Raw genomic sequence first — 24,863 nt, 5'->3', positions numbered from 1 at the left:
GGACGACCGTTGTTCCACCGGCCACCGGCCCCACGTTCGGCACCACGGTGGTCAGAGTAGGCACCGCGATATAGGTGAAGCTGACACCGTTACTGGTTCCACCCGCTGTGGTGGCGGTGACCTGCACGGTTCCCGCCGCACCCGCAGGGGCGACCGCCGTGATCTGGGTGGCGGAATCCACGGTGAACGACGTCGCTGGTGTAGCACCGAAGTTCACCGCCGTCGCCGCGGTCAGCCCTGTTCCGGTGAGGACGACCGTTGTTCCACCGGCCACCGGCCCCACGTTCGGCACCACGGTGGTCAGAGTAGGCACCGCGATATAGGTGAAGCTGACACCGTTACTGGCTCCACCCGCTGTGGTGGCGGTGACCTGCACCGTTCCCGCCGCACCCGCAGGGTCGACCGCCGTGATCTGGGTGGCGGAATCCACGGTGAACGACGTCGCCGGTGTAGCACCGAAGTCGACCGCTGTGGCTCCTGTCAGCCCTGTTCCGGTGAGGACCACTGTTGTTCCACCGGCCACCGGCCCCACGTTGGGAACCACGGTGGTCAGAGTAGGCACCGCGACATAGGTGAAGGAGACACCATTACTGGTTCCACCCGCCGTGGTCGCAGTGACTTGTACGGTTCCGATTCCAGCGGGCGCGACCGCCGTGATCTGGGTGGCGGAGTCGATGGTGAACGAGATCGCTGGTGTGGCACCGAAGTCCACCGCCGTGGTCCCGTTCAGCCCTGTTCCGGTGAGGACCACTGTTGTTCCACCGGCCACCGGCCCCACGTTGGGAACCACGGTGGTCAGAGTAGGCACCGCGACATAGGTGAAGGAGACACCATTACTGGTCCCACCCGCCGTGGTGGCGGTGACCTGTACGGTTCCGGCTGCACCCGCGGGGGTGACCGCCGTGATCTGGGTGGCGGAGTCGACGGTGAACGAGGTTGCCGGTGTGGCACCGAAGTTCACCGCCGTCGCCGCGGTCAGGTTCGTCCCGGTGAGGACGACTGTTGTTCCACCGGCCACCGGTCCCACGTTGGGAACGACTGTGGTGAGGGTGGGTAGCGCGATATAGGTGTAGCCGACACCGTTGCTGGTTCCACCAGCGGTCGTGGCGGTGACTTGCACGGTTCCGGCTGCACCCGCAGGGGCGACCGCCGTGATCTGGGTGGCGGAATCGACGGTGAACGAGGTTGCCGGTGTGGCGCCGAAGTTCACCGCCGTCGCCGCGGTCAGGTTCGTCCCGGTGAGGACGACCGTTGTTCCACCGGCCACGGGTCCCACGTTGGGAACGACTGTGGTGAGGGTGGGTAGCGCGATATAGGTGTAGCCGACACCGTTGCTGGTTCCACCCGCTGTGGTGGCGGTGACTTGCACGGTTCCGGTTCCTGCGGGCGTGACCGCCGTGATCTGGGTGGCGGAGTCGACGGTGAACGACGTTGCCGGTGTGGCACCGAAGTCGACCGCTGTGGCTCCTGTCAGCCCTGTTCCGGTGAGGACCACCGTTGTTCCACCGGCCACCGGTCCCACGTTCGGTACCACGGTGGTGAGGGTGGGTAGCGCGACATAGGTGTAGGAGACACCATTGCTGGTTCCACCGGCAGTAGTGGCAGTGACCTGCACCGTTCCGGTTCCGGCGGGGGTAACGGCGGTGATCTGGGTGGCGGAATCCACGGTGAACGAAGTCGCCGGTGTGGCACCGAAGTTCACCGCCGTCGCCGCGGTCAGGTTCGTCCCGGTGAGGACCACCGTTGTTCCACCGGCCACCGGGCCCGCACTCGGAACCACCGTGGTGAGGGTGGGAACCGCGACATAGGTGTAGGAGACACCGTTGCTGGTTCCACCGGCAGTAGTGGCAGTGACCTGCACGGTTCCGGCCGCACCCGCGGGGGCGACGGCGGTGATCTGGGTGGCGGAGTTGACAGTGAACGAGATCGCCGGTGTGGCACCGAAAGTCACCGCCGTCGCCGCGGTCAGGTTCGTCCCGGTGAGGACGACCGTTGTTCCACCGGCCACCGGTCCCACGTTCGGAACGATCGTGGTGAGTGTGGGAACCGCGACATAGGTGTAGGAGACGCCATTGCTGGTTCCACCAGCGGTGGTGGCAGTGACCTGCACCGTTCCGGCCGCACCCGCGGGGGCGACCGCCGTGATCTGGGTGGCGGAGTTGACGGTGAACGACGTTGCCGGTGTGGCACCGAAGTTGACCGCCGTAGCCCCGGTCAAATTGGTCCCGGTCAGGACCACTGTTGTTCCACCGGCCACCGGCCCCACGTTCGGAACGATCGTGGTGAGGGTGGGAACCGCGACATAGGTGTAGGAGACACCGTTGCTGGTTCCACCCGCGGTGGTTACGGTGACCTGCACCGTTCCGGTTCCTACGGGCGTGACCGCCGTGATCTGGGTGGCGGAGTTCACGGTGAACGAGAGCGCCGGTGTGGCACCGAAGTTCACCGCCGTAGCCCCGGTGAAATTGGTCCCGGTCAGGACCACTGTTGTTCCACCGGCCACCGGCCCTGCACTGGGGACCACCGTGGTGAGGGTGGGAACCGCGACATAGGTGTAGGAGACACCGTTGCTGGTTCCACCCGCGGTGGTGGCGGTGACTTGCACCGTTCCGGTTCCAGCGGGGGTAACGGCGGTGATCTGGGTGGCGGAGTTGACGGTGAACGAGAGCGCCGGTGTGGCACCGAAAGTCACCGCCGTGGCTCCGGTCAGGTTCGTCCCGGTCAGAATGACCGTCGTACCGCCGGCCACCGGCCCTGCACTCGGGACCACTGTGGTGAGGGTGGGAACCGCGACATAGGTGTAAGAGACACCATTGCTGGTTCCACCCGCTGTCGTGGCAGTGACTTGCACCGTCCCGGCCGCACCCGCGGGGGCGACCGCCGTGATCTGGGTGGCGGAATCCACGGTGAACGAGATCGCCGGTGTGGCACCGAAGTTCACCGCCGTGGTCCCGGTCAGCCCGGTTCCGGTGAGGACGACCGTTGTTCCACCGGCCACCGGCCCTGCACTCGGGACCACTGTGGTGAGGGTGGGAACCGCGACATAGGTGTAGGAGACACCGTTGCTGGTTCCACCGGCAGTGGTGGCGGTGATTTGCACGGTTCCGGTTCCGGCGGGGGCGACGGCGGTGATCTGGGTGGCGGAGTTGACGGTGAACGAGGTCGCCGGTGTAGCACCGAAGTTCACCGCCGTGGCTCCGGTCAGGTTTGTTCCGGTCAGGACGACCGTTGTTCCACCGGCCACCGGCCCTGCACTCGGAACCACTGTGGTGAGGGTGGGAACCGCGACATAGGTGTAGGAGACACCGTTACTGGTTCCACCGGCAGTGGTGGCGGTGATTTGCACCGTTCCGGTTCCGGCGGGGGCGACCGCCGTGATCTGGGTGGCGGAGTTGACGGTGAACGACGTTGCCGGTGTGGCACCGAAGTTCACCGCAGTAGCCCCGGTCAAATTGGTCCCGGTCAGGACCACTGTTGTTCCACCGGCCACCGGCCCCACGTTCGGAACGATCGTGGTGAGGGTGGGAACCGCGACATAGGTGTAGGAGACACCGTTACTGGTTCCACCGGCAGTGGTTACGGTGACTTGCACCGTTCCGGTTCCGGCGGGCGCGACCGCCGTGATCTGGGTGGCGGAGTTCACCGTGAACGAGATCGCCGGTGTGGCACCGAATTTGACGGCCGTCGCTCCGGTCAGCCCGGTTCCGGTGAGGACGACCGTTGTTCCACCGGCCACCGGCCCTGCACTCGGAACCACTGTGGTGAGGGTGGGAACAACGACATAGGTGTAGGAGACACCGTTACTGGTTCCACCAGCGGTGGTGGCAGTGACCTGCACCGTCCCGGCCGCACCCGCGGGGGCGACGGCGGTGATCTGGGTGGCGGAGTTGACGGTGAACGAGAGCGCCGGTGTGGCACCGAATTTGACCGCCGTGGTCCCGGTCAGGTTGGTCCCGGTGAGGACGACCGTTGTTCCACCTGTTACCGGCCCCGTATTCGGGACCACTGTGGTGAGGGTGGGAACCGCGACATAGGTGTAGGAGACACCGTTACTGGTTCCACCGGCGGTGGTTACGGTGACTTGCACGGTTCCGGTTCCGGCGGGGGCGACGGCGGTGATCTGGGTGGCGGAGTTGACGGTGAACGAGGTTGCCGGTGTGGCACCGAATTTGACCGCTGTGGCAGTGGACAGCCCTGTCCCGGTGAGGACGACCGTCGTCCCGCCGACCACTGATCCTGAATTGGGAGTGATGCTGGTGAGGGTGGGAACCCCGGCATAGGTGTAGGACACCCCGTTGCTGGCACCACCCGAGCCGGTGACGGTGACCTGCACCGTACCGGCCGCACCCGCGGGGGCTACGGCGGTGATCTGGGTAGCGGAGTTGACGGTGAAGGTGGTCGCGGTGCTGCCGAAGCGCACGGTCAAGGGGCCGGTGAACCCGGTGCCGGTGATCGTCACGCTGTTACCGCCCGAGGTGGGTCCCGCGGTCGGAGAGATGGACGTGATGGTGGGTACGACGACATACGTGTAGGTCACCCCGTTGCTGGTTCCGCCCGGGGCGGTGACGGTGATCTGCACAAAGCCGGTTCCGGCAGGAGCGACAGCCGTGATCTGCGTGTTCGAGACGACCGTGAAGGAGGTTGCCGCCGTACCACCGAAGCTGACCGCAGTGACACCTGAGAGATTGGTGCCGGTGAGGGTGACCGTGTTCCCGCCAGTGGTGGGACCTTGAGTGGGACTCACGCTGGTCAGGGAAGGAACCGGGAGATAGGTGTAGGGCACCCCGTTGCTGGTACCACTCGAGCCGGTGACGGTGACCTGCACCGTGCCCGTCCCCCCGGGGGCGATCGCGGTGAGCTGCGTACTGGAATTCACGGTGAAGGTGGTGGCGGTGGTGCCGAACCGCACGGTGAGCGGGCCGGTGAACCCGGTGCCGGTCACCGTGACGCTAGTACCGCCCGGGGCGGGGCCCGCAGTCGGGGAGATGGACGTGATGGTCGTCATGAGTAGCTTCCTTCGAGAGTCGATCAGAGCCCTGGTCCGACCCTGGGGCAGTGGGCCGGGGCAGATTGTGCTGCTGGTGGGGGGTCGGCCCGGGCAGGGCACGAGAGCCTGACCGCTGCCATAGCGATATCGCCGATGACGTTGCCAGCGGTGAGTAATGCGGCCACCGATTGCCGGTGACGGAGTTGCATTTCAAGTAGCAGCCGAAGCTAGGTTCGCGCTGCCACTTCCTTCATAATTGTGATTCGGCTACATTTCCCTCGCTGAAAGTTAAATGGACAGAAACCCACCCGCAAACATACGTCTGCAAAAATAGGAGCGCAATAGTTTATTTCGGGCAGAAGCCGCGAGTTCAGGCAGGTCATGGATGGTTTCAATGGAATTTCCACGAATGTCGACAGCGTTTTATCATGAATGTCGACAGCGTTTTATCACGAATGCCGACGGCGTTTTATTGCGAATGTCGACGGCGCTTCATGTCGAGTTATTCGTGAATTTTGACGGCATCGGCGGTGCGTGCCGTTTCTGAATTTGGAACATTTGTTTCTCGCATACGGTCCGGGCTATCCGATGGAGCCGAAGCGGGGCGCCGACGAGCTGTTTGTTGAGCCGACGCAGCGGCGGGCGCGACAGCATCGTCGCGTGAGTCGAGGCGCGGGCGGGTCAGCGGGGTTTGTCGGTGGGTTCGGTTGCCTTGGTATGGGCATATCGGTAGCTGCGGGTGCCGGTCTCGATGATGGTGCCGCCGAAGGTAAGTCGGTCGATGATGGCGGCGCGAAGCTCAGCGTCGGGGAAGGTTTCGGACCAGTCGGCGAAGCCGCGGTTGGAGACGATCGCGACCGACTTCCTCTCCTCGCGTTCGGTCAATACCTGGAACAGCAATTCGGCGCCGCGTCTATCCAGTTCTGTGTAGCCGAGTTCGTCGATGCAGAGCAGGTCGACACCGCTGTAGCGGGCGATGGTGTTGGTGAGCCGTTTGCCATCGGCGGCTTCGATCAGTTTGTTGACCAGCCTGGCAGCCAGGGTGTATCTGACGCGGTATCCGGCTTTCGCCGCCTCGGTGCCCAAGGCGATGAGCAGATGAGATTTCCCGGTGCCGGAGGCGCCGATCAAGCACAACGGCAGCCCTTCCTTGACCCAGTCGCATTTAGCAAGAGCGCGGATCATGGCAGGGTCGACACTGGTGTTGGCACTGAAATCGAAGTCACGCAACGTTTTAGAGCGAGGGAACCCGGCGGCCTTGATGAGCCGTTCGGAGCGGAGACGGGCTGTCATCTGTTCCGCCTGGAGCTGTGGTTTGCGTTCGCGGACATAGGCACTGACTCGCTGATAGGACACGTCCCTCATGCCGTGCTCCTCGAGCAAACGGTGATAGATCCGGGTCGCCGTGTGTCGTTGTCTACGAGGCGCATCCAGATCGGCGCGCAGCACATCGTCGATGAACGGCTTGTAGGGATCGAGCTTCTGTGCTCGCGGCGGATACTCCTTACGCGGCTCGGGCCACACCGACTCCGTCGCTCTGGCCACCGTACGCCACCCGACCCTGTGCTTGCGCTCGATGGCGCGCTTGGACAGGCCGGCACGGAGATCCTGGCGGATTGCCGCGTACAGCTCAACTTTCGACATGTCAGACATCCGCAGGCTCCCCTCGCCCCGCAATCGATAATTCCACTATAACCGCTGGTGCTGCCTTGAATTCGTGACTCCGCAACGCGCCCGTCAACATTCGTGAGCAACCGCCGTCAGGGTTGATGGACAGGAGGCGGGGCCGACGGGGACGTCCAGTTCGCGACTGATGGTGTGTTCGGGCACGAGGAACTCCGCCGCGAACTCGGTGTCGGCGAGAAGCCTTACCACACTGGACGGTCCGATGCCGCGCACGTCCATCCACGGAGCTCCCAGGTCGAGGTCGAGCTGCCGCAACTCTTAGTCCGCAGCCCTGGTCTTTGCGTCTATAGTTTCGAGGTCCTCGATCAACTCCACTACCAGTGGCGGACCCGGCTCGCGGGATCACGCGGTCCTGCGGCGTCGGCCGCGGCCCGGTCCTGGCGTGCGGACAGCAACCGCTAGCGGTCCCAACACCAATTTCCGACGGTCGGTCCCGGTTGCCGTCGGCCCGGCCCGCTTCGGGCGACCCGTCTTCGCCACCACCGAAACATATATTCGCACAACGGATTTCACGCGCGGAACAGCCAACTCGGCGACCGCCGGGTAGCTCATTTGGGAGGATGTTCTCCCTGGCTGATCGGGTTGTCCCCGGCACCGGCGATCGGGGCGGTACTCGCCCCCACGGCCTCACCAACCGACATCACCCAAGTTGGGAAGGCATCAAAATTGGCCGATACCAACATCTTCCGCGCCAGGGTGGTGTCAAATTGCCATTGATCGGCGGTGTTGGAGATGACCGATGTAACCAGTCAGGAGCGCCCGCGTGCCACGTGAAATCGATTCCGCTGTCTTCCCGCATCTGGATGCGGACCTCGACCGCGTCCGTGACGTTCTCGGACCCGTTCGGCTGGAGGGCAGGCCCGAACTCACCACCCTCACAGACGAATGGCCGGACACTTCTCGCCGCCTGGTTCGTCCCACTCTGACCTTATTGTCGTACTACCTGCTCACCGATCCCGCGGCCCCGGCCGACGACCGGGTGGTGCGCGCCGCTGCTGCCGTCGAATTGCTGCATGTGGGCTCGCTTTACCACGACGACGTCATCGATCACGCATACGAGCGTCGAGGCCGTCCCAGTGTCAACGTGGTGTGGGGTTCGCATATGGCCGTATTGGGTGGGGACTCGGTGATGCTCACGAGCGTGCGCATGCTGGCCGAACTCGGCCAGCGCGAAGTTCTCGCGGGAGCGATGGCGGGTGAGCAGATGTGCGCGGGCATGGTGGTCGAGGCCGCCGACCTCTACGTGGCCTCCCGCGGCGAGCAGTCCTACCTGGACGCGATCGACGGTAAGACGGCGGCGGTGCTCTCGCTGGCATGCCGGGTGGGCGCGATGCAGGCGGGCCGCCACGACGATGCAGAAGAGGCGCTGGCCCTGTTCGGTCGACACTTCGGGCTGGCCTACCAGCTGCATGACGACATTCTCGATCTGACCTCGACCGCCGAAGAAATGGGCAAACCCGTCAACGCGGATCTGCCTGCGGGCATCTACACACTTCCGGTGATCCGCGCGGCTGCGCGCGACCGGGACCTTGCCCGCCTGCTGCGCAGAACGATGACGCGTGAGCAAGCCGAACGTGCCCGCGAGCTCGTCATCACCTCCGGCGCCGTGGACGAAGCGCGAGCGAGAGCCGATGAATTCATGGACCAGGCTGCCGGTCAGCTTGCCGCTGTGCCCGTTGACCCGAGCGCCCGCCACGCGATGACCGCCTATGCCCGATCCATACTCGACCGGCGAACTCCTGGTTCCGCGGTTCCCCAGCAGCCGACGCGGCCATCCCGAGCCCACGGTGATGGGCTCTCGCCGCAGCTGGCGCAATGGTTGAAAAGCTGGCTGGTGGACACCGGCTTGGCCGTCTCCCCGGCCGAGGCCGACTACCACCGATGGACAGGAGCGATCCGGATCCCGGCACAAACCTTGGCCCCAGCAGCGGACGCGGCCCGTGAACAGACCGCCTACGGCATGGCCGTGCTGGTCCTTGTGTGGGACGACCTCTTCGAGGATCCGCAGCTGAGGGACCCGGAAGCGGTCACCGCGCTGAGGCGTGGCATGGTGGCAATGCTGCGTCAGGACCCGGAGACACCGTGGCGGTCCGGCGCGATCCCGACGGCTTGGGCGAGTTTGTGGCCGCGCCTGCGCGAGGGCCGGACGACCCGCTGGCAGGAGCGGTTCCTCGACGGCATCGAGGAGTGGTTCGAAGCCGCCGAACGCGAAGCGCACCATCGCATCAATGGCTACATCCCCGCCACGGCCGACTACCTGCCGCTGCGGATGTCGACCAGTGGGATCGAAACCGCCCTTGCCTGTATGGAGGTGCGCCAGGACCGGGAATTGCCGTCGAAGCTGCGCAACCACCCCGTGATCCGCCGTCTCGAGGAACTCGCCTTCTGGGTGACCTTTGTGGAGAACGACCTGGTGGGGCTGGATCAGGACGAGGCAGACCAAGTCCCCTACAACCTGGTCAGGGCGGTCCGTCACGAGACCGGCTGCACCCGCCGCGAAGCCGTCGAGCAGGTGCAGCGCCAGGTGGCGGAGCAGCGCGCCCAGCTCGAGGCGGTGATCCACTATGTCCCCGCGCTCCTCCGCGTGCTTCCCGGCCTGTCGGGCCGAGGAAAGGACTACGCGAAGATGTATGTGGACATGACGAGTGTGGGGCTCTGGGGGCGTGAGAGCGATCGTTACGAGCAAACCTCCACTTCCGCAGCGCCGGACTTGGAACGCTTGCGCCGTGAGGTCTACTTCCGGGCCGACGAACCGGCTCCTATCGCGCCGTAAGCCCGCGTAGCCGACAAGCCGGGTGTGTCCCGCGCGATCCGATCCACCGTGGTGGCCGCGCGGGACACACCCTCAGTGCTTCGCCGACTGTTCGGACCTCGTCGGTCCGGGAAGGCGGATCCACATCGTGGATCGAAGAGACGAGCGGGTGCGCAGATGGAAAGCGACCAATCCGACGAGGGCGCTCGCGGTGAACCAGGCCAGTTGCACGGCGAAGCCCGCGAATGGCGTGGTATCGGAGAAACCGGCCGCGGTCGCAGCCTGCATGGCCCCATAGGAGGGCAGCCAGCGCACGAATTCGCTGTCCGCCCCGATGCTGGCGATAGGGTTCTGCACGGCCATGTCGAAGCAGCTGATCATCGCGATGGCGAACATCCCCTCCACCTCGCGGCGCAGCAGCGCGCCTAGGGCGACACCCAGTGCTCCATAGGTCATCGCCGCGCAGAAAAGCGCAGCAGCGAGCAGGACAGGCTGCCGAGGCGACCAGTAGCAGCAGATCACTGCGGTGGCGTACGCGCAGACCACCACCGAGGCCACCACCAGGCAGGCGATCTTCGCCAGACCCAGCGCAACCCGAGGATATCCGGCCATCGACAGACGCCGATCGAATGCTCCGCTGCTGAAAGTCGCCGCGAACATCATGAACCCGATGATCAATGACACCGCGGTCAGGGCGCCGCTGATCTGGGCGAGCTCATTGCCGTTGGCGTGCAGAACGAGACCGGTGTCCCGAAGCCGGAACGGAACCTCGATGTCGGTGACGGCCACGCGCACCAGAGTGATCAATATGGGGACGAAGACAGCAACCAACAGCATGGCGAACCGGTTACGAGCATGCTCGATGAGGCCATAACGCGTGGCGATCATGAACAGCCGCGCACTCTCGCTCATCCGGCCTTCTCCTGTGTGCCTTGTAGGACGCCGTCGTGCAACCGCCACACCTCATCCAGCTTGTCGGTGTCGTGGGCTAGATGCGAGACGACCAGAACCGACCGGCCGGTGTCACGGAACTCTGCGACCAGATCCCAGAAACGCAGATACGTCTCCCAGTCGAAACCCTGGTACGGCTCGTCGAGCAGCAGAACCTGCGGATCATGCATCACCGCAAGCGTCAGGTTGAGCTTCTGCCGCGTGCCGCCGCTCAGCGTGGCGACCCGCTCACCGGCATACTCGGAGAACCGCAAGATCTCCATGGTCTGCTCGGCCCGCCGCAGATCCGGGATCGCATAGGCCGCGGCGAAGAAATCCAGGTGCTGACGAACCGTGAAGGCGTCGTTCAGGACCACCTGCTGGGGGCAGTAACCGAACCGCCCATGGTGCCGGACCACACCGCGGTCAGGTCGCAGCTCTCCGGACAGGACCTTCAACAGCGTCGACTTGCCCACACCGTTCTCACCGACGATTCCCACCAGCGTCCCCGCAGGTAACACAATGTCGATGCCACGCAGCACCGACCGCCTGCCATATGAATGGTGGACGTCCTCCACTTCCATCAACGCCCCTTGTCTGCCTTCGACGTAGTGGCCGGACAGCCGTTCGTATGCTACCAACCGATTATGAAAACCTATGGCGGAACGGCCAATTCGCGCCACCCACGCCTCCGTCCGGGCGGCGGGCCTTCGACGGAACCGGCTCAGCACGGGACTGGGCAGCGAAAGTCACTCGACTGCTAGGAGTCCGTGCCGTCGTCGCCCGCAGCTTCGAACGCATCCATCGCACGAACCTAGTCGCATTGGGCGTGCTGCCTCTGCAATGCCCCGACCTCGACCCCGATAACCTCACAGGCACAGAGGAATTCGACATCACCGGCCTGAACGGCGCGCTGAGCGTGAACGACGAGGTCATCATCACAGTCAGGCTAGGCTGCATCATCCTGCGCCGACACACCGGTCACACTCGCATCGATACAGCGGTCGAGCTCGAATGGATCCGCGCTGGGGCACTGCTTGCACACTCCTCATCGCGACCCGCTGACCGTGCGCAGACCCGAAAGCCCGCAGTTCGCGCCGCGTGTCGGTCTTGGCCAGTCAATCTGGATCGACGATCAGCACGAGCGCCACATCAAGGGCCGAATTGCCGCGGCTGACGAGACGACGCGCTCGCCTTGATGCTCCGGCGCGACGCCGGCGCGAACCAGGCCGTGGTGCGTGGGCAGCCGGTCGAACAACTCGACCTCGACATCGGCCGGGCGCAGCAGCTCCTCGGCCGCATGGCAGGCGGCTGGGCCCGCGTCGACGACGGCGACCGCACGTGTCCAGTTCCTTGGGCACGCGGGAGGGGTGTCCAGCGGCTCGACGCGGGTGCCACTAAAAGTAGGCGGCATTGATGTCGCGGAAGCGGGCCAGTGATGTGGTCAGACCGTCTTCTGGCTTCTCCGTCGACCGGCCGTGCCGGGGTACTGGCGTTGCACCCCAGCGGGTTTGCTGTTTCTTCATGAACCCGGTCTCGTCACCAACCAGCACGGCTCCATCGCAGCACAAACGGATCACCGGGATCGTCCTACGAAATGATGACGTGCACAACGCCTTTCGGCCGATGAATGGCACCCGGCGAGGCGGCACGATTGCAGCATGCAGATACGACTCGCGGCCGTCTTCGGGCTATTGCTCCTCATCACCGGGGCAGCATTGTGGCTTTTCGCGCGGGACACCGAATTCTTCGGGTTCCGGGGTGGGCCACTCGGCGCCGTGCTCGTAGTGGTCGGAGTGATCGACATCGTAACCGCGCTCAGGACGGGCCGGCAGGGGCTTTGACGTGGATGTGATTGTTGATCGCGGCAGCGACAACCGGCCGTCGTACGAAACTCTGGAACAAAACAGTCCTCGACCGCCTCATGACAACAGGAAGATGAATTTGAACTCGAGATTTGGGGCCCGCCCGTCCGCGTCCGAAAACCGCGGAACGACGACCGCCAAGGTCGGCGCCGCGGCATGGCTGGTCGGCGCCGCACAGTTCCTGGTCGCGCAACTGATCGCAGGAGGCGATTGGAGTACGCCCTACAGCTGGAAAGACAACAACATCAGCGACCTGGGTAACGTCCATTGCCAGATCTGGGACGAGTCCCGTCCCCGGTATGTGTGCTCGCCGCTGCATAGCGTCATGAACGTGTCCTTCGTCGCCCAGGGCGTTCTGCTGCTGGCCGGCCTGCTGCTGACCGGTGTCTTCTGGGGGCGAGGAGCGATTTCGCGAAGTGCCCGCATCCTGCTTGGCATTTGCGCTCTCGGGTGGCTCATGGTGGGATTCGTTCCCGCAGACGTCGACGAGAACCTTCACCTGCTGGGTGCACTGTTCATCATGGGATTGGGCAATATCGGACTCGTCTGCGCTGGATTTCTACCGCGAGGGACTCCGTTCGGAAGGATCCGGCCCGTCACTGCTGTCATCGCCACCGTCGCGGTGCTCGCGGTGTTTCTGTTCTTCGCCCAGCACGGTCCCGTTATCGGGATCGGCGGCATGGAACGAGTCGCCGCGTTCGCTGTGCAAACATGGACGGTCGTCGTGGCAATCGCAATACTCCGGACGCGTCGCACAGTTGGTGCGCATCCAGCGCCAGTCGCAGAGATTTCAGCCGCAAGATGACAGAGTTGCCCCGCTCACTCCTGCCCTCTGAGAATTCTGATCGTCGCGCGGGATGGGCCGGGTGGGGTTCATTTTCATGGCGAGGATCTCGTGCTAGCTCAGTGAAGGATTGGGCCCGGATCGTCGCGAAGTACGACCTGCGCACCCCGGACCTGCGCGACCTGGTCGGCTACGGTGAGCAGCACGCGGACTTCGCGTTCGCCTATGGCGCAACCGCCGGACCGCGCGCGTTCGTGAGCACCGTCCAGCTGCGGCGAGCCGGATTCACCACAGTGATCGACACCGAGGACTCCTTCCGTAACGCGCTGCAATCCCTCATCGACCGGTAAATACCTGCCGCCCGCGCACAAGTGAACATCGCGGCGGGCCACCATCCGATCGGCATCGCGCGAACGCCGCCAAGTGATTACCCAGGTACCTTCCTGTCAGCCCGGTGCGTGGTGTGATCACCAGGCATGCGATTGACCGGTGAAGAATGGTTCACCGCAATCGATTTCCTCGAGCGGGTAGGAGATACCACGAACCCGACCCGCCAGGAATTCGTTCTGCAACCCGGTGCCCGGTGCGCAGGCGTCGATCCGGGCGACGGTCTGCCGGATCGGCTGGACGTCGCCGGCGAGGGAGGTCAGCGGGAGGTCGACCGCGGACATCCGGAGTATCCGCGGTGGCGAGTTCCTCTCGGGTATAGGCATCTTCGCTATTGCGCAGCGCCTGACAGTCGATGAGAGCCTGTGTCCCTCAACCCGAGACCGCACGCGCAATTCATATCGGTCGGGTGCTGTCTGGTCCACGAGTGCTGTTCGGGCGATCCCCGCTACACCGGTCACGAGGTGTGGAACAAGCAGGGCAAACAGGAGTCGCTCAGCGACGTGGACGATGTCGCCCTCGGCCACGAACCCGGCTGGCATGGGACCCGAAAACCGACTGAGTCCTTTCCGATCAGCCCGCGCACGACCTGATCATCACGAAAGACACCTTCGAGCAGACGCAGGCTCGATTCGTCTGTGTCCGGAGGGGGTATCGACCAGTACGCCAACCTGCTGCAACACCGAAAACTGCTGGTCATCGGCAACGTCGGAACGCTCGAAAAGTAGCCGATTTCCGCGTGTTTCGCGATGTCCGAATCTGCCGAGTTGCGCGATCAGGACGGCTGGTAGGTGATCGGCGCTGCGGCCGGGTCGGGGGTGCGGACACGGATGGCGTCGATGATGCGGGTTGCCCAGTCGATGGGGCGGTCGTGGCCTAAGAGGTGTGCCAGACGTTTCGCGCGAGTGCGGCGCTCGGTGTGGTCGAGGGACAGTGCGCGGGCGAGTGTGGCGGTGAGGTCTTCGGGGGAATGCGGGTCGGTGAGTAGGGCGGCGTCGCCGAGTTCTGTTGCGGCGCCGGCGTAGCGGGACAGCACCAGCACCCCGGGCCGGGAGCCGGGTCCGGCCACTGCCGACTGGGCGGCGACGAATTCCTTTGCGGTCAGGTTCATGCCGTCCTGCAGGGAGGTCACCCAGAACACGTCCGCGGCCAGGTAGTGGTCCATCACCTCGGAGAGCGGCAGGTTGTGCGGGATGTAGTCGATCGGTTGCCAACTGCCGACACGCCAGGCGTCGTTGATCTCGGTGGTGCGTCGCTCGAGAGCGCTGCGAGTGGTGTCGTAGGCGGAGATGCCTGGTTCTGGTGGTGGGCAGACGAGCCGGAACACCAATCGGCTGTGCAGGTCCGGCCGTTGCTCCAGCAACGCCGCTATGGCCTCGACCTTGTGTACGGGGGCTTTGGTGTAATCGAGACGTTCGACGGAGAGCACCAATGGGTGTCGGCTGGGCTGTGTGCGCGAGGCGCGGCTGCGGGCGAGTGTTTCGATGGCTGGACGGTCGATACCCAGCGGATGGACACCCAAGGTCGGCAGTGTGGGCTGGCCGGCCAGGGTTTGTCGAAAGTTGTCGGCGAAGGCATTGGTATGAAATCCAGCCCAGTTCAACTGTATGAGCGAGGAACGAATTTCGTCTGCGGTGGGCAGGGCGGCGAACACCACCGGCGGCGGGAACGGAGTGTGGTGGAACAGTCCGATGCGCAGATCAGGGCGGACTCGGCGAAGCAGGCCGGGGACGAGCCATAGGTTGTAGTCGTGTAGCCATACGGTCGCGCCGTGCGCTGCTCGATCGCCGATACGCTCGGCGTATCGCTGGTTGATCACGCGATAGTGGGTCCAGGCCGCGGTGTCGAAGCGCATGCGATGCGGCTCGGACATGAGGATCGGCCACAGTGTGTCCTTGCATGCGCGATGGAAGTAGCCGCTCCATTCGTCGGGGGTTACCGGCAGTAGTGACAACGGGGCCTCGTGCTCGCGTGCGTCGACACCGTCCTCGCCGACCTGAGCGGCGACCCAGATGCCCGGTAACCCTTGGGCGAACAGGGCGGTCAGGCTGGGGAGAATCCCGTTGGGGCTGGACGGTGATCGTTGCTCACTTCGGGGGACCGGTGGTCGGTGATAGCCGACTATCAGGCAGTGCCGGTCCTCGGTGCAGTTGTCCGGTGAGACCCACCCCAGCGCGTGCAGTGCTGTGAGAATCCCGCCCGCGCCCGGACGTTCGGGGCGACGGATACGCGCGTCGAGGGGAACCGCCCGGTATAAGGCGGGCTCGGCGGCGCCGACTATCACGCCGTGTGTGCCCAGTTCGAACAGCGATGCATCGTTGAGCGAATCACCGGCCACCAGGACGGAATCCATTGGCCAACCGAGCTTTTCGGCCAGCGCCGCCACAGCATTGCCCTTGGATGCGTTGGGCGGCATGACGTCGAAGTAGCGGTCCGCGGAGTACACCCACCGGCATCCGAGCGCCTGGACAGCGGTGGTGAGTTCATCGGTCAGCTGGCCCGGTGCCAGGTGGTACGAGCAGCGCCCGTCCTGCGCCACCCGCTGGTATGTCAGTTGCCCGAAGCGGCTCAAAGCTTGCCGAACTTGTTGTGTCCCAGGCCATCCGGTACGAAGATGGGCCTGAATATCGCCGACCGGCCGCAGGTCGGTGCCGTCGACCACGGTGGCACCGACATCGGCGATGATCCAGCGTGGTCTCGGCACCAGCGGATCACACAGCACCTCGGCGACCGACGCCACGCCGCGGCCGGTGGCGAAAACCACCGTCACCTCGGGATGGCGGGCCAACACCGCGCACAGCCGACGCTGGTCGGCGATCTCCCCGCCCAGCAACGTACCGTCCAAATCGGTGACCAGGATCCTCATCACCAATCCAAAGCTAACACCCGCAGCGTGAATCCCTGTGCCGCCGTGACCGTCTCGACCTCCCACATATGCCACGTCACCCCCGGTACGCTCATCGGATGGGCACAGACGAGCCGGGCGGGCGGGAAATTCTCGTGGTGGGCGCCTATTTTGTGGATCTGATCTTCCACGGGCTACCCGCGCCCGTCCGACCTGGCCGAGAGGTCTTCGCCGATGGGTTCACAATGATGCCCGGTGGCGCCTACACCCTGGCTATGGCCGCGCATCGGCTCGGGCACGATGTTGTGTGGGCGACCGACTTCGGCACCGATCCCTTCAGCGCCCATGTCCTGCACGCGGCACGCGCAGAAGGAGTGGACGAGAGCGCTTTCCGACATCAGCCGACCCCGCTACGCAGCCTGACCGTCGCCCTGTCCACGCCCGAGGAGCGTGCGATGGTCAGTTTCCAGGACCCGAGCTCCCCGCAACCGCTATCGTCGCTGCTGCGGCAATACCGACCACGTGTCCTGATGGTGCCGCAACTACGCTACGACGCCGACACCGTGCACGCGTTGGAGCTCGCCCGCCACCTCGGCACCACCGTAGTGATGGACTGCCAAGACATCGACGTCGATGTCGACACCCCCGGAGTGCGAGCCGCGCTGGCTTCCACCGATATCTTCGCGCCCAACGCCGAGGAAGCACTGCGGCTGACCAGGGCGCCGACCATGGACGATGCGATATCGCGGCTGAACGAACTTGTGCCGACCGTGGTGATCAAACTCGGCAGCGCCGGAGCCGCCGCGGCACACGACGGAGAACGTTATGACGTTGCCGCACCAGAGATTTCGGCTCTGGATACCACCGGAGCCGGTGACTGCTTCAACGTCGGTTTCGTTCATGGTCTGCTCGCCGGCTGGCCGCCGGCGAAATGCCTCGCCGCCGCCGTTGCGTGCGGAACGGCAGCCACCACCGGCCCAGGGTCCAGCACGGCTCCGGGGACCGCCGACCTCGAGCGGTGGCTCGCGCGAACCACAATATCGAGTCTTGCGGCTGCGGCCCGCGAACGACGCCGGCCAACGGTTCAGCCTCCCACAATGCACTGAAATGCCGATTAGCGGATTAGGTCGCGCCGGGGAGCGGGTGTGTGCCGAGTGTTATCGCCAGGTCGGTGTTTGTCCGGTGTCGGCGAGGCGCCAGCCTTGGTCGGGTGGGCAGGTGTCGTCGTAGTAGTACACGGTGTGGGGAAGGGCGAGTTGGGTTCCGTCGTTGTCTGCGAATGTTTTGCGTGCGAGCGATGGCAGCAGGTCGGGATCGAAGCCGAACAGGTCGGTGGCCAATGTGTTCAAGCGTGTGAGGGCGTGGTGGCCCATGAAGCTGTCGTAGACCAGGCTCATCAGGTGAGCGCAGTCGACCGCGACATCGCGTGGCACGACGTCCATCGGGGGCAGGTCGGCGGGATGCCCGAACCTGTGGCGTAGCGGGGCGAGGGTGTAGATCCCTCCGTCGCGGTAGGCAATTCGACTGTGGCGACCGTCGCGGGTGAAGCTGAGTAGCGTGTTCTGTCCGTGCAATTCGGGCAGGCAGCCGGTGGAGAACACGGCCCGTACCCAGAACGCGATCATCGGCTCGATGATGTGCTCGGCCAGGAATGCCGCGGGTTCGACACCGGCCCGAATCACCAAACGGTGCAGCAACGGCTGGCGGTCGGGTGACCGAATATCGTTGCCATACAAGGCGAATAGCGGCACTGTGTAGTCGAAATCGTGCCCGTCGCGGACGAGTGAATCCCGGACGAGGTAGCCCCAGGCAGTGCCGAGGTCTCTGCCGAACAAGCCGCCGCCGAGGTCGCGGAGAACGGGCAGGCCCGCAGTGTGCAGCTGCGTCGTGGTCCACAGCTCGTGGCCGAGGTCGGGCGCGTTCATGGTCCGCTGGAAGCGGGAGATCCGTTGCGGGAAGTGCAGTTTCAGAAAATGCGGTGCGGTGGGGACGCCGTCGGCGCCGAGCACGAGGACGGTGCGGGCGTTCGCCAGCGGCATCACGTCGAGCACCGGTCCGGCAGCCATGGTGAGGAGTTGGTCACGGCCCGGCAGGTGCGGTAACGCCAATGTGTCGGGATGGACCGGGAGCAGCAAGCGGTCGTTGCGGGAGTAGATCTCATGCAGCGGTGACGAGGCCGAGGTGCGGCGGTATTCACCGTGTTCGGAGTCGACCCAGAATGTCGGGAGTTGAAATCCGGGCGCGCTGCCCTGGGGGTGGTAGTCGGCCGACACCGGCATCTCGGCGCTGTAGCGGCTGTAGTTGCGGGTGCCGGCACCGAGGTAACGCTCGGCGGAGGTCCACAGTGCCGTGCGGTCGTTGCCGGGGGGCAGCATATCCGCCCCTCAACCGGCGAGGTCGGCGACGAGGTCCAACAGCGGTGCGAGATCGTCGCCGCTGGTTTGTGGATGCAGCAAAGTTGCCTTGAGCCACAGCTTGATACGGCCGTCGCTGTCGGCGACGCGGGCGCGACCGAGCACCGCGCGCCCCTCGGCAAGCAGTTCCCGGCGTACCCGCGAAACGAGCGCGTCACCCTCCTCGAAGCCCAACTCGTCGGCGACGACCGGCCGGAACAGGACAGTGCTGATGCCCACCGCGCCCGGGCGGCGCCGCATCCGCGGATGCGTGTCGACGATCTGCGCGAACTTCTCCGCCGCACACACGCAATGCTCGACCAATCCAGCCAGGCCCGCCTTGCCCAACGCCCGCATGGTCACCGCGATCTTGAATGCGTCGGGACGCCGGGAGGTACGGATGGATCGGCCCAGCAGGTCGGGCAGCCCCGCTGTCAGGTCATCGTCGGCGTTGAGATACTCGGTGCGATGCGCCAGCCCGGCCAACACAGCGGCATCGCGGACGGCGAGCACACCCGCGGCCACCGGCTGCCAACCAAACTTGTGCAGATCAAAAGCCACCGAATCCGCCGCGCCGACACCGGCCAGCCGCGACCGCAGTTCGTCGCTGAACAACAGCGGTCCACCGTAGGCGGCATCCACGTGTAGCCAAGCACCGTGCGCGGCAACCACATCCGCCAGTTCGGACAGCGGGTCGATCAATCCCGCATCGGTGGTACCGGCGGTCGCCACCACCAACACCGGCCACCGCCGATGCCCGCGGAGGACTCGCCCCACCTCGGCGGCTGCCAGCACCCCCGTCGGACAATTGACCGTGATCGGCTTGGGCAAGCCCAGCAGCCAGGCCGCCCGCGCCACGCTGTGATGCGCGTTGTCACCGCACACCACTTGCACCGCGGACCCCCCTGATGCGCGCGCAGTCTCCCGGGCCAGCAGGACCGCCACTAGATTGGATTCCGTTGCCCCGCTGGTGATCACCGCATCCGGTGCCACCGCCTCGGGGTAGATCAGGGCGGCCAGCGCCGCCGCCACCTCGGCCTCGATCGCCGCCGCCGCCGGAGCCTGGTCCCACGAATCCATCGAAGGGTTCAGCGCGGACGCGGCAAGATCGGCCGCGACAGCCACCGGCAACGGTGCGCAATGCAAGTGTCCGACACACCACGCCTCGGTCGGGTCTGCCGACCCGAGCACCAACGCACGCGTCAGCTCCCGCAGCGCGACCTCCGCGCCGATCCCAACCTGCGGCAGTACCGACCCGACCCGACCGGTCACACAAACCTTCACCGCCGCCGGACCACCAGCAGGCAACGGCCCGCCACGCCGCACCCTGCCCGCAGCCAGTTCGCCCAGCACCACCTCGGTCAACCCGCGCAACGTCTCATCTTCGTGGGGTTCCACGGCACCCCTTTCCATACGAGACAGCTGCATCGCTCGTCCCAGGCGCTCCAACCTCGCGCGCCGCACGATGCGCAGCACCCACGGTGAGGGCGCGTCCTCGGCGCACAACTCTCAATCAGCCTGAAGCGCAAACAATTTGCCAGCCCGACCTACATGAACATCCTAGATGCAGGACAGGTCCTCGACTGCGCGCCGAGCAGAGCGAGCTGACCGGTGTCCGGCATACCTATCTCCGAAACTCCATCGCCGGAGCCGGACTACGTCCCAGCCGATGACCTACGAGCGCTCGACCGAAACGTCCGGAGATGCCCCGACCCGAGCGAATCCGGCTGGTGTTCTGGGCATCGTGGAGCATGAGTACGTCATCGGATATCGACGTCACCTTCGCCGGTGACGATCTCGTACTGCGGCTGGCCAGCGCGGCCTACCTGGCCCGGTTCACCGGCAGCTCCCGTATCCATTGCGGATCTGATCTGCGCCTCTACTTCACCTGGTGCACCGAACGTCATCTCCTGCCGGTGTTAGCGGTGCGCGCCGAGATCGAACGGTACGTGCGGTGGATGCAGGAGACCCGCCGGTTCAAACCCTCCACCGTTGCCCCGCCGTACCGCGGTAGTGACCGGGTTCTAGCGCACGTGCGTCATCGGCGGCGCGAAGGACCACTCGCCGGCCGAGTACGTCCGCCGACCCCGAGTACCGAACGGATCACCGACACTCGGACCTTCGCATCTACAGTTCGAAGCGCTGCTCACCGCGGCGCGCGATTCCGCCCACCGGTTCGACTTCGCGCTCGTTGCGATGCTCGGACTGCTCGGGTTGCGGATCTTCGAGACCTGGAGGTCCGACGCCGAGGACATCGGCGAGGAACACTGAAAAGGTTGCCGAAGGCTGCCAGCGATGGACGCCGATCAGCCAGCTACCGTGACTGGCGTGAAGCGGTAGCGCGCAGTTCGCCGCGTTCGCGGATCGCGCAGGCCAGTACAACCGCTCGCACCGATTCCGGGACTACAGATCAGAAGGTTAGTGGTCGGCGCGATACGAGCCAGCGCCGCTGCCAGGCCGATGTCGTTCAATGGTAGAACTCCTGGTCTAAAGCAGATTCTTGCTCATCGGCCCTCTGGTGTTCGGGACAATGCGAGTCAGCCCGCGGGCGCGTGAGGCGGGCCGGCAGGCCCGACTACGGGCCCGCACACGACGGCCCGATGAGGGTGTCCGTCAGCTGTCGATGTTTTCGGCGATCTCCACGCCCGCCGCCTGGAGTTCGTCCAGGGCCCGTTCGATGTTGGCGGGGGAGACGCCGGCGGACAGGCCCAGGAGCACCCGGGTGTCGAAGCCGGCGGTGCGGGCATCGAGGGCGGTGGCGCGAACGCAGTGGTCGGTGGCGATGCCGCAGACGTCGACGGTGTCGATGCCCTTGGCGCGCAACCAGTCCGCGAGGGCCGTGCCGTCCTCGGTGGCGCCCTCGAATCCGGAGTAGGCGGCGGCGTAGGCGCCTTTGAAGAAGACCTCGTCGATGGGCGCGGTGTCCAGGTTCGGGTGGAAGTCGGCGCCGGCGGTGTCGATCCGGCAATGCGGCGGCCACGTGTCGACGAAGTTTGGGTTGTCGGAGAAGTGCGCACCGGGGTCGATGTGGTAGTCACGGGTGGCGGTGATCGCGGCGTAGTCGCTGGCACGCAGATATTCGCTGATCCGTTCGGCCAGCGCGGCTCCGCCTGCGACGGCCACTGAACCGCCCTCGCAGAAGTCGTTCTGTACGTCGACGATGATTAGAGCTCTGGTCATGACGCCTCCACGAGATCGGTCCCGCAACGACTTCGGCCAGCGCCTATTGTAGGTGTCTATCACCAATGCGCATCGCCGAACGCGCCGTCGGACACCCGCGCCCCATGATCTGCTCAAACGATTATCGGCGGTCAGCCGAGAACACGCAGGTCAGCGCCGATGAGAGTTCGAGCGGGCATCCACCCGCAGGATCTTCCGCAGACTCCACAGCGAGCGCAGTTCTTGCAGGGCCTCCTCTAATTCGCGGAGGGGCGAATTCGGTGGCGTCGTCATCACCGGGGCGGGGGATGGCCACCGCAACGAGTTGCCGGGCGGCGGGGTGTACAGGTCGAACGGGAACGGGCAGCGAGCGGAGTCGGTTGGTCGTCCTCGCGGGTGCTGAAGGCTAACCGGGCGTGGACGTGGAGCTGTCGGCGTCCGGCCTCGGCTTCAATCTACGTCGGGCCGCCCAGTATTCGGCCCACGCCCATGCCGCCGGAAGTGTCAGCGCGCTCTGCGGTCTGCCCGCAGGGTGTTCTGTGGTGTCGGTGGCGCACCCGACCGGTGCGGGCGGCTTCTTGTTGAGCAGGACCTGGAGATTGAATTCGGCCGACATATGACCGCGGGCGGCTGCGCGGCGGTACCAGATCTCCGCCTCCGCCAGTTCGCTCCGCTTACCCAGCAGGACACCGAGATTGAACATGGCGGACAGGTCACCAGCCGCGGCGGCGTGACGGTACCAAGTCTCGGCTTCCTCCGCTTCTCCGCGTTTTCGAAGCAGGACACCGAGATTGGACATTGCATTGAGATCTCCGGCTTCGGCGCACCGGCGCCACCAGGTCTCGGCGCCGTGCGTGTCGCCGCGCTCGTGCAACAGAACGCCGAGGTTGAACATGGCGGACAGATCGCCAGCGTCGGCGGCGCGTCGACACCATGCTTCGGCCTCGTGCGTGTCGCCGCGCTCGTACAGCAGGACTCCGAGGTTGAACATCGCGTTCAGATCACCGGCCTCGGCGGCGCGGCGGCAAAGTTTCTCCACGACCGATGCCCGGCCCCGGAAGAACGCAGTCAAGCCTGCGGAAACCAGCACATCGACGTCGGCGTTCTCGGTGGCCAAGTGCCAGAAATCGGTGGAGATAGGGCGTGGCGAGCGGTGCTGACCGTCGTCTGCCGCGACGAGGTAATCGAACGGCCGGTATGCGCGGGAGCGGTCGGGGAGGCGATCGGTGAGCAGGAGCGCGACGTGCCCGACACTCGGGGAGGGAGTACGGGCGGCGACGATCGCGTCCTGCACCTGATCGGTACCGACCTCGAGCTCGGGGTACTGCTCTTCGGCGATCGCCATGGCGAGTTCGGCCAGGACGGGTTCGGGGATCGGGTCCGTGCGCCCGACGCGGACCCAGTCCACGGCGACTTGGATCACGGTGTGCAGCACGGGATTCCGGTAGCGGGAATCGTCGTAGTGCTTCAGCAGTTCGGGTGCGCCGGCGAGGACTTCGGCGAGTCCGTACCGGTCCAGGTTCAGCGACGGGTAGGCGGCCGCGGCATCGGCGTGCTCGATGAGACTGTTGCTGGTCGAGGACAGATCGATCTGGATGGCCTGCTGCAGCACCACCCGCGTGTCGTGTGCGAGATCCTCACTGCCATAGTGCAATCGGTCGCGAGCTTCGCACCGCAGCGTAGCGACCACGACGGTCGGTGCCGCGCGCGCGGTGAGGCGGCTGAGTGTCAACAGCGTCAGCGGCCGACTGGTCGTGACGAACCTGTCCAGGTTGTCCAGCCAGACCACGATCTGCTCCGGGCAGTCGACGAACTCCGCGCAGGCCGGTATCTGAGCGAGCGACTCGGGGGTGGGCACCAGGACTCTGGCCGTGGGCAGCGCCTTGCTGACGGCTTCGAACAGGCTGCGTGTCTTGCCTGCCTTCGAAGGGCCGACCACCACCGTGAGGCGGTCACCGGACAACGCCGCGGCCAAGCGGATATCGACCGCGTTGTGGGTGCGCGGCACATACGGGTCGGCACCACCGAACCGGCCGGGTTCGCCGAAGCGCGACGGTGTGGCCCCCAGCATGTAGGGATCCAGCTCGGTGATCAGCGGGAGTCCGCCCCCCGCTCCCCGCCGCTCCACCAGCTCGACGAGGGGTGCCTCAGTGACCACCGGCGAGGCGCCCGCGAACCGATAGGTGGTGATGAAGTCCCCGCCGACCGTCACCCCAGTCGCGGAGACAGGCGCCATGAATGTGGGCGCAGCGGAATGCCCGGTTACCGCCGCGCCTGCGAAGGGTGTGGCGGCTCCTGCACACCGGCCCGGAGCCCTTCGATCTTCAGTGTTCCGGACACTGTTGTGTCCGTGGCGATCACACCGCTTCCGCTACTCTCGATGTCGGTGATCTTCAGCTCACCGGCTCGGACCCGGGTCAACGTCACACCCACGGCCTGGGCGGCCTGTGGCGAGTGCTCCTCGATCAGCTGTAGGAGATGATGCGCCGCCGTCAGCAACTCCTGATCGTCCGCGGCGCCTGCCCGCGCCAATTCCTCGGCGAGCACCACTCGCCGCGAACCGGCTTCCGGCCGTGCCTCCACCACACCCACGTCCACAGAGCGATACCGGCGGGTGATCAATCCGCGCAGCGATTGATAGGAGTCGAGCACTCCCTGTTTCGCGGTATCGGTCAAGCCCGCGGTGGCACCCGCCGCTACCGCGGCCGCCACCAATGCCACCGGATCCACCCCGCCGAACCTCCCGCACTCGGACCTCGCCATGGCCGCCTCGTGCAGCGGCCACGAACAACCTAGCTACAAACAAAGCACGACGGAAGCCGTTCCGCAGCAAAAGAAGTGAACCACGATAGAACAAAAGGTGACCCGAGCGTCCAGTTGGGTGAGCGAGCTGGTTTGCATACGGCGGAACGAGTCCGCGACATCAGGTGACACGGCATGCAGGGTTGGTTATGGTCGCAGCGGCGCACGGCGCGGTCGAACGATCCGGTGCGTGATCTCCGGCCCCCGGCGGTCGCGTCCCGCCCGCCGACATCGCCCTACCTCTCGACGAGGCAGTCGGCGCACTCGCCAACG

The 24,863-nt window shown here is 65.4% G+C and carries 19 protein-coding genes; 7 read left to right on the top strand and 12 right to left on the bottom strand.

Features of this window, described 5'->3' with window-relative positions; genetic code table 11:
* The 3 genes from ACIBJI_RS08340 to ACIBJI_RS08330 form a co-directional block, all read right to left on the bottom strand.
* The coding region (locus ACIBJI_RS08340; RefSeq protein WP_397083504.1) for a beta strand repeat-containing protein at positions 1 to 5,005 on the bottom strand (5,005 nt) is incomplete at its 3' end.
* 663 nt (positions 5,006 to 5,668) lie between these two features.
* Positions 5,669 to 6,631 carry an IS21-like element helper ATPase IstB gene (gene istB / locus ACIBJI_RS08335; RefSeq protein ID WP_396958891.1) on the bottom strand — a complete coding sequence of 321 codons (963 nt, stop codon included), beginning with the start codon at positions 6,629 to 6,631 and terminating at the stop codon, positions 5,669 to 5,671.
* Positions 6,632 to 6,724: 93 nt separating this feature from the next.
* Entirely contained in the window at positions 6,725 to 6,892 is a 168-nt protein-coding gene (locus ACIBJI_RS08330) for a hypothetical protein (RefSeq protein WP_364342293.1), read from the bottom strand.
* Between the two features lie 544 nt (positions 6,893 to 7,436).
* Between ACIBJI_RS08330 and ACIBJI_RS08325 the strand changes: the two genes are divergently transcribed.
* Complete coding sequence (locus ACIBJI_RS08325) at positions 7,437 to 9,446, top strand: polyprenyl synthetase family protein (protein ID WP_396958890.1); 2,010 nt, start codon at positions 7,437 to 7,439, stop codon at positions 9,444 to 9,446.
* 72 nt (positions 9,447 to 9,518) lie between these two features.
* On the opposite strand, the gene ACIBJI_RS08320 is transcribed toward ACIBJI_RS08325, so the two are convergent.
* Together ACIBJI_RS08320 and ACIBJI_RS08315 are read right to left on the bottom strand one after the other, a co-directional pair.
* Positions 9,519 to 10,337 (bottom strand): hypothetical protein, encoded by an 819-nt coding sequence (locus ACIBJI_RS08320; RefSeq protein ID WP_364342287.1) that lies wholly within the window; start codon positions 10,335 to 10,337, stop codon positions 9,519 to 9,521.
* Positions 10,334 to 10,996: an ABC transporter ATP-binding protein gene (locus tag ACIBJI_RS08315; RefSeq protein ID WP_364342284.1), complete on the bottom strand. Its 663-nt coding sequence runs from the start codon at positions 10,994 to 10,996 to the stop codon at positions 10,334 to 10,336. The genes ACIBJI_RS08320 and ACIBJI_RS08315 overlap by 4 nt, the downstream gene beginning before the upstream one ends.
* On the opposite strand from ACIBJI_RS08315, the gene ACIBJI_RS08310 reads away from it, so the two are divergent.
* Entirely contained in the window at positions 10,912 to 11,532 is a 621-nt protein-coding gene (locus ACIBJI_RS08310; RefSeq protein ID WP_364342281.1) for a hypothetical protein, read from the top strand. The genes ACIBJI_RS08315 and ACIBJI_RS08310 overlap by 85 nt on opposite strands.
* Here ACIBJI_RS08310 and ACIBJI_RS08305 read toward each other — a convergent pair.
* The gene (locus tag ACIBJI_RS08305; protein WP_364343120.1) at positions 11,491 to 11,769 is read right to left on the bottom strand and encodes a hypothetical protein; all 279 of its coding nucleotides are present in this window, start codon (positions 11,767 to 11,769) and stop codon (positions 11,491 to 11,493) included. The genes ACIBJI_RS08310 and ACIBJI_RS08305 overlap by 42 nt on opposite strands.
* Positions 11,770 to 12,016: 247 nt before the next feature.
* Here ACIBJI_RS08305 and ACIBJI_RS08300 point away from each other — a divergent pair, with 247 nt between their 5' ends.
* From ACIBJI_RS08300 to ACIBJI_RS08285, 4 genes are all read left to right on the top strand, one after another.
* Positions 12,017 to 12,199 carry a hypothetical protein gene (locus ACIBJI_RS08300; protein WP_364342278.1) on the top strand — a complete coding sequence of 61 codons (183 nt, stop codon included), beginning with the start codon at positions 12,017 to 12,019 and terminating at the stop codon, positions 12,197 to 12,199.
* Between the two features lies 1 nt (position 12,200).
* Entirely contained in the window at positions 12,201 to 13,025 is an 825-nt protein-coding gene (locus ACIBJI_RS08295; RefSeq protein ID WP_364342275.1) for a DUF998 domain-containing protein, read from the top strand.
* A gap of 101 nt (positions 13,026 to 13,126) precedes the next feature.
* Positions 13,127 to 13,354: a hypothetical protein gene (locus tag ACIBJI_RS08290; RefSeq protein WP_364342272.1), complete on the top strand. Its 228-nt coding sequence runs from the start codon at positions 13,127 to 13,129 to the stop codon at positions 13,352 to 13,354.
* A gap of 126 nt (positions 13,355 to 13,480) precedes the next feature.
* Positions 13,481 to 13,750 (top strand): dioxygenase, encoded by a 270-nt coding sequence (locus ACIBJI_RS08285; protein WP_364342269.1) that lies wholly within the window; start codon positions 13,481 to 13,483, stop codon positions 13,748 to 13,750.
* 416 nt (positions 13,751 to 14,166) lie between these two features.
* Here the strand turns inward: ACIBJI_RS08285 and ACIBJI_RS08280 are convergent, their stop codons facing one another.
* Entirely contained in the window at positions 14,167 to 16,257 is a 2,091-nt protein-coding gene (locus tag ACIBJI_RS08280; protein WP_364343062.1) for a trehalose-6-phosphate synthase, read from the bottom strand.
* 98 nt (positions 16,258 to 16,355) lie between these two features.
* On the opposite strand from ACIBJI_RS08280, the gene ACIBJI_RS08275 reads away from it, so the two are divergent.
* Positions 16,356 to 17,342 carry a carbohydrate kinase family protein gene (locus ACIBJI_RS08275; protein WP_364342266.1) on the top strand — a complete coding sequence of 329 codons (987 nt, stop codon included), beginning with the start codon at positions 16,356 to 16,358 and terminating at the stop codon, positions 17,340 to 17,342.
* Between the two features lie 51 nt (positions 17,343 to 17,393).
* Here ACIBJI_RS08275 and ACIBJI_RS08270 read toward each other — a convergent pair whose 3' ends face one another.
* The 5 genes from ACIBJI_RS08270 to ACIBJI_RS08250 form a co-directional block, all read right to left on the bottom strand.
* Positions 17,394 to 18,611, bottom strand: coding sequence for a hypothetical protein (locus ACIBJI_RS08270; RefSeq protein ID WP_364342263.1), 1,218 nt, complete (start codon positions 18,609 to 18,611; stop codon positions 17,394 to 17,396).
* Between the two features lie 9 nt (positions 18,612 to 18,620).
* Entirely contained in the window at positions 18,621 to 20,027 is a 1,407-nt protein-coding gene (locus ACIBJI_RS08265; RefSeq protein WP_364342260.1) for a pyridoxal-dependent decarboxylase, read from the bottom strand.
* Between the two features lie 1,215 nt (positions 20,028 to 21,242).
* Complete coding sequence (locus tag ACIBJI_RS08260) at positions 21,243 to 21,809, bottom strand: isochorismatase family protein (protein WP_396958885.1); 567 nt, start codon at positions 21,807 to 21,809, stop codon at positions 21,243 to 21,245.
* A gap of 385 nt (positions 21,810 to 22,194) precedes the next feature.
* Complete coding sequence (locus ACIBJI_RS08255) at positions 22,195 to 24,024, bottom strand: tetratricopeptide repeat protein (RefSeq protein WP_397083501.1); 1,830 nt, start codon at positions 24,022 to 24,024, stop codon at positions 22,195 to 22,197.
* A gap of 26 nt (positions 24,025 to 24,050) precedes the next feature.
* Positions 24,051 to 24,551, bottom strand: a complete 501-nt coding sequence (locus ACIBJI_RS08250) for a hypothetical protein (protein WP_364342251.1) — start codon at positions 24,549 to 24,551, stop codon at positions 24,051 to 24,053.
* Positions 24,552 to 24,863: the final 312 nt, after the last annotated feature.

This window comes from Nocardia sp. NPDC050408 (assembly GCF_044458905.1).
GTDB lineage: Bacteria > Actinomycetota > Actinomycetes > Mycobacteriales > Mycobacteriaceae > Nocardia.
Note: the sequence above shows the minus strand (reverse complement) of the source record. Positions and strands in the feature narration are given on the sequence as shown.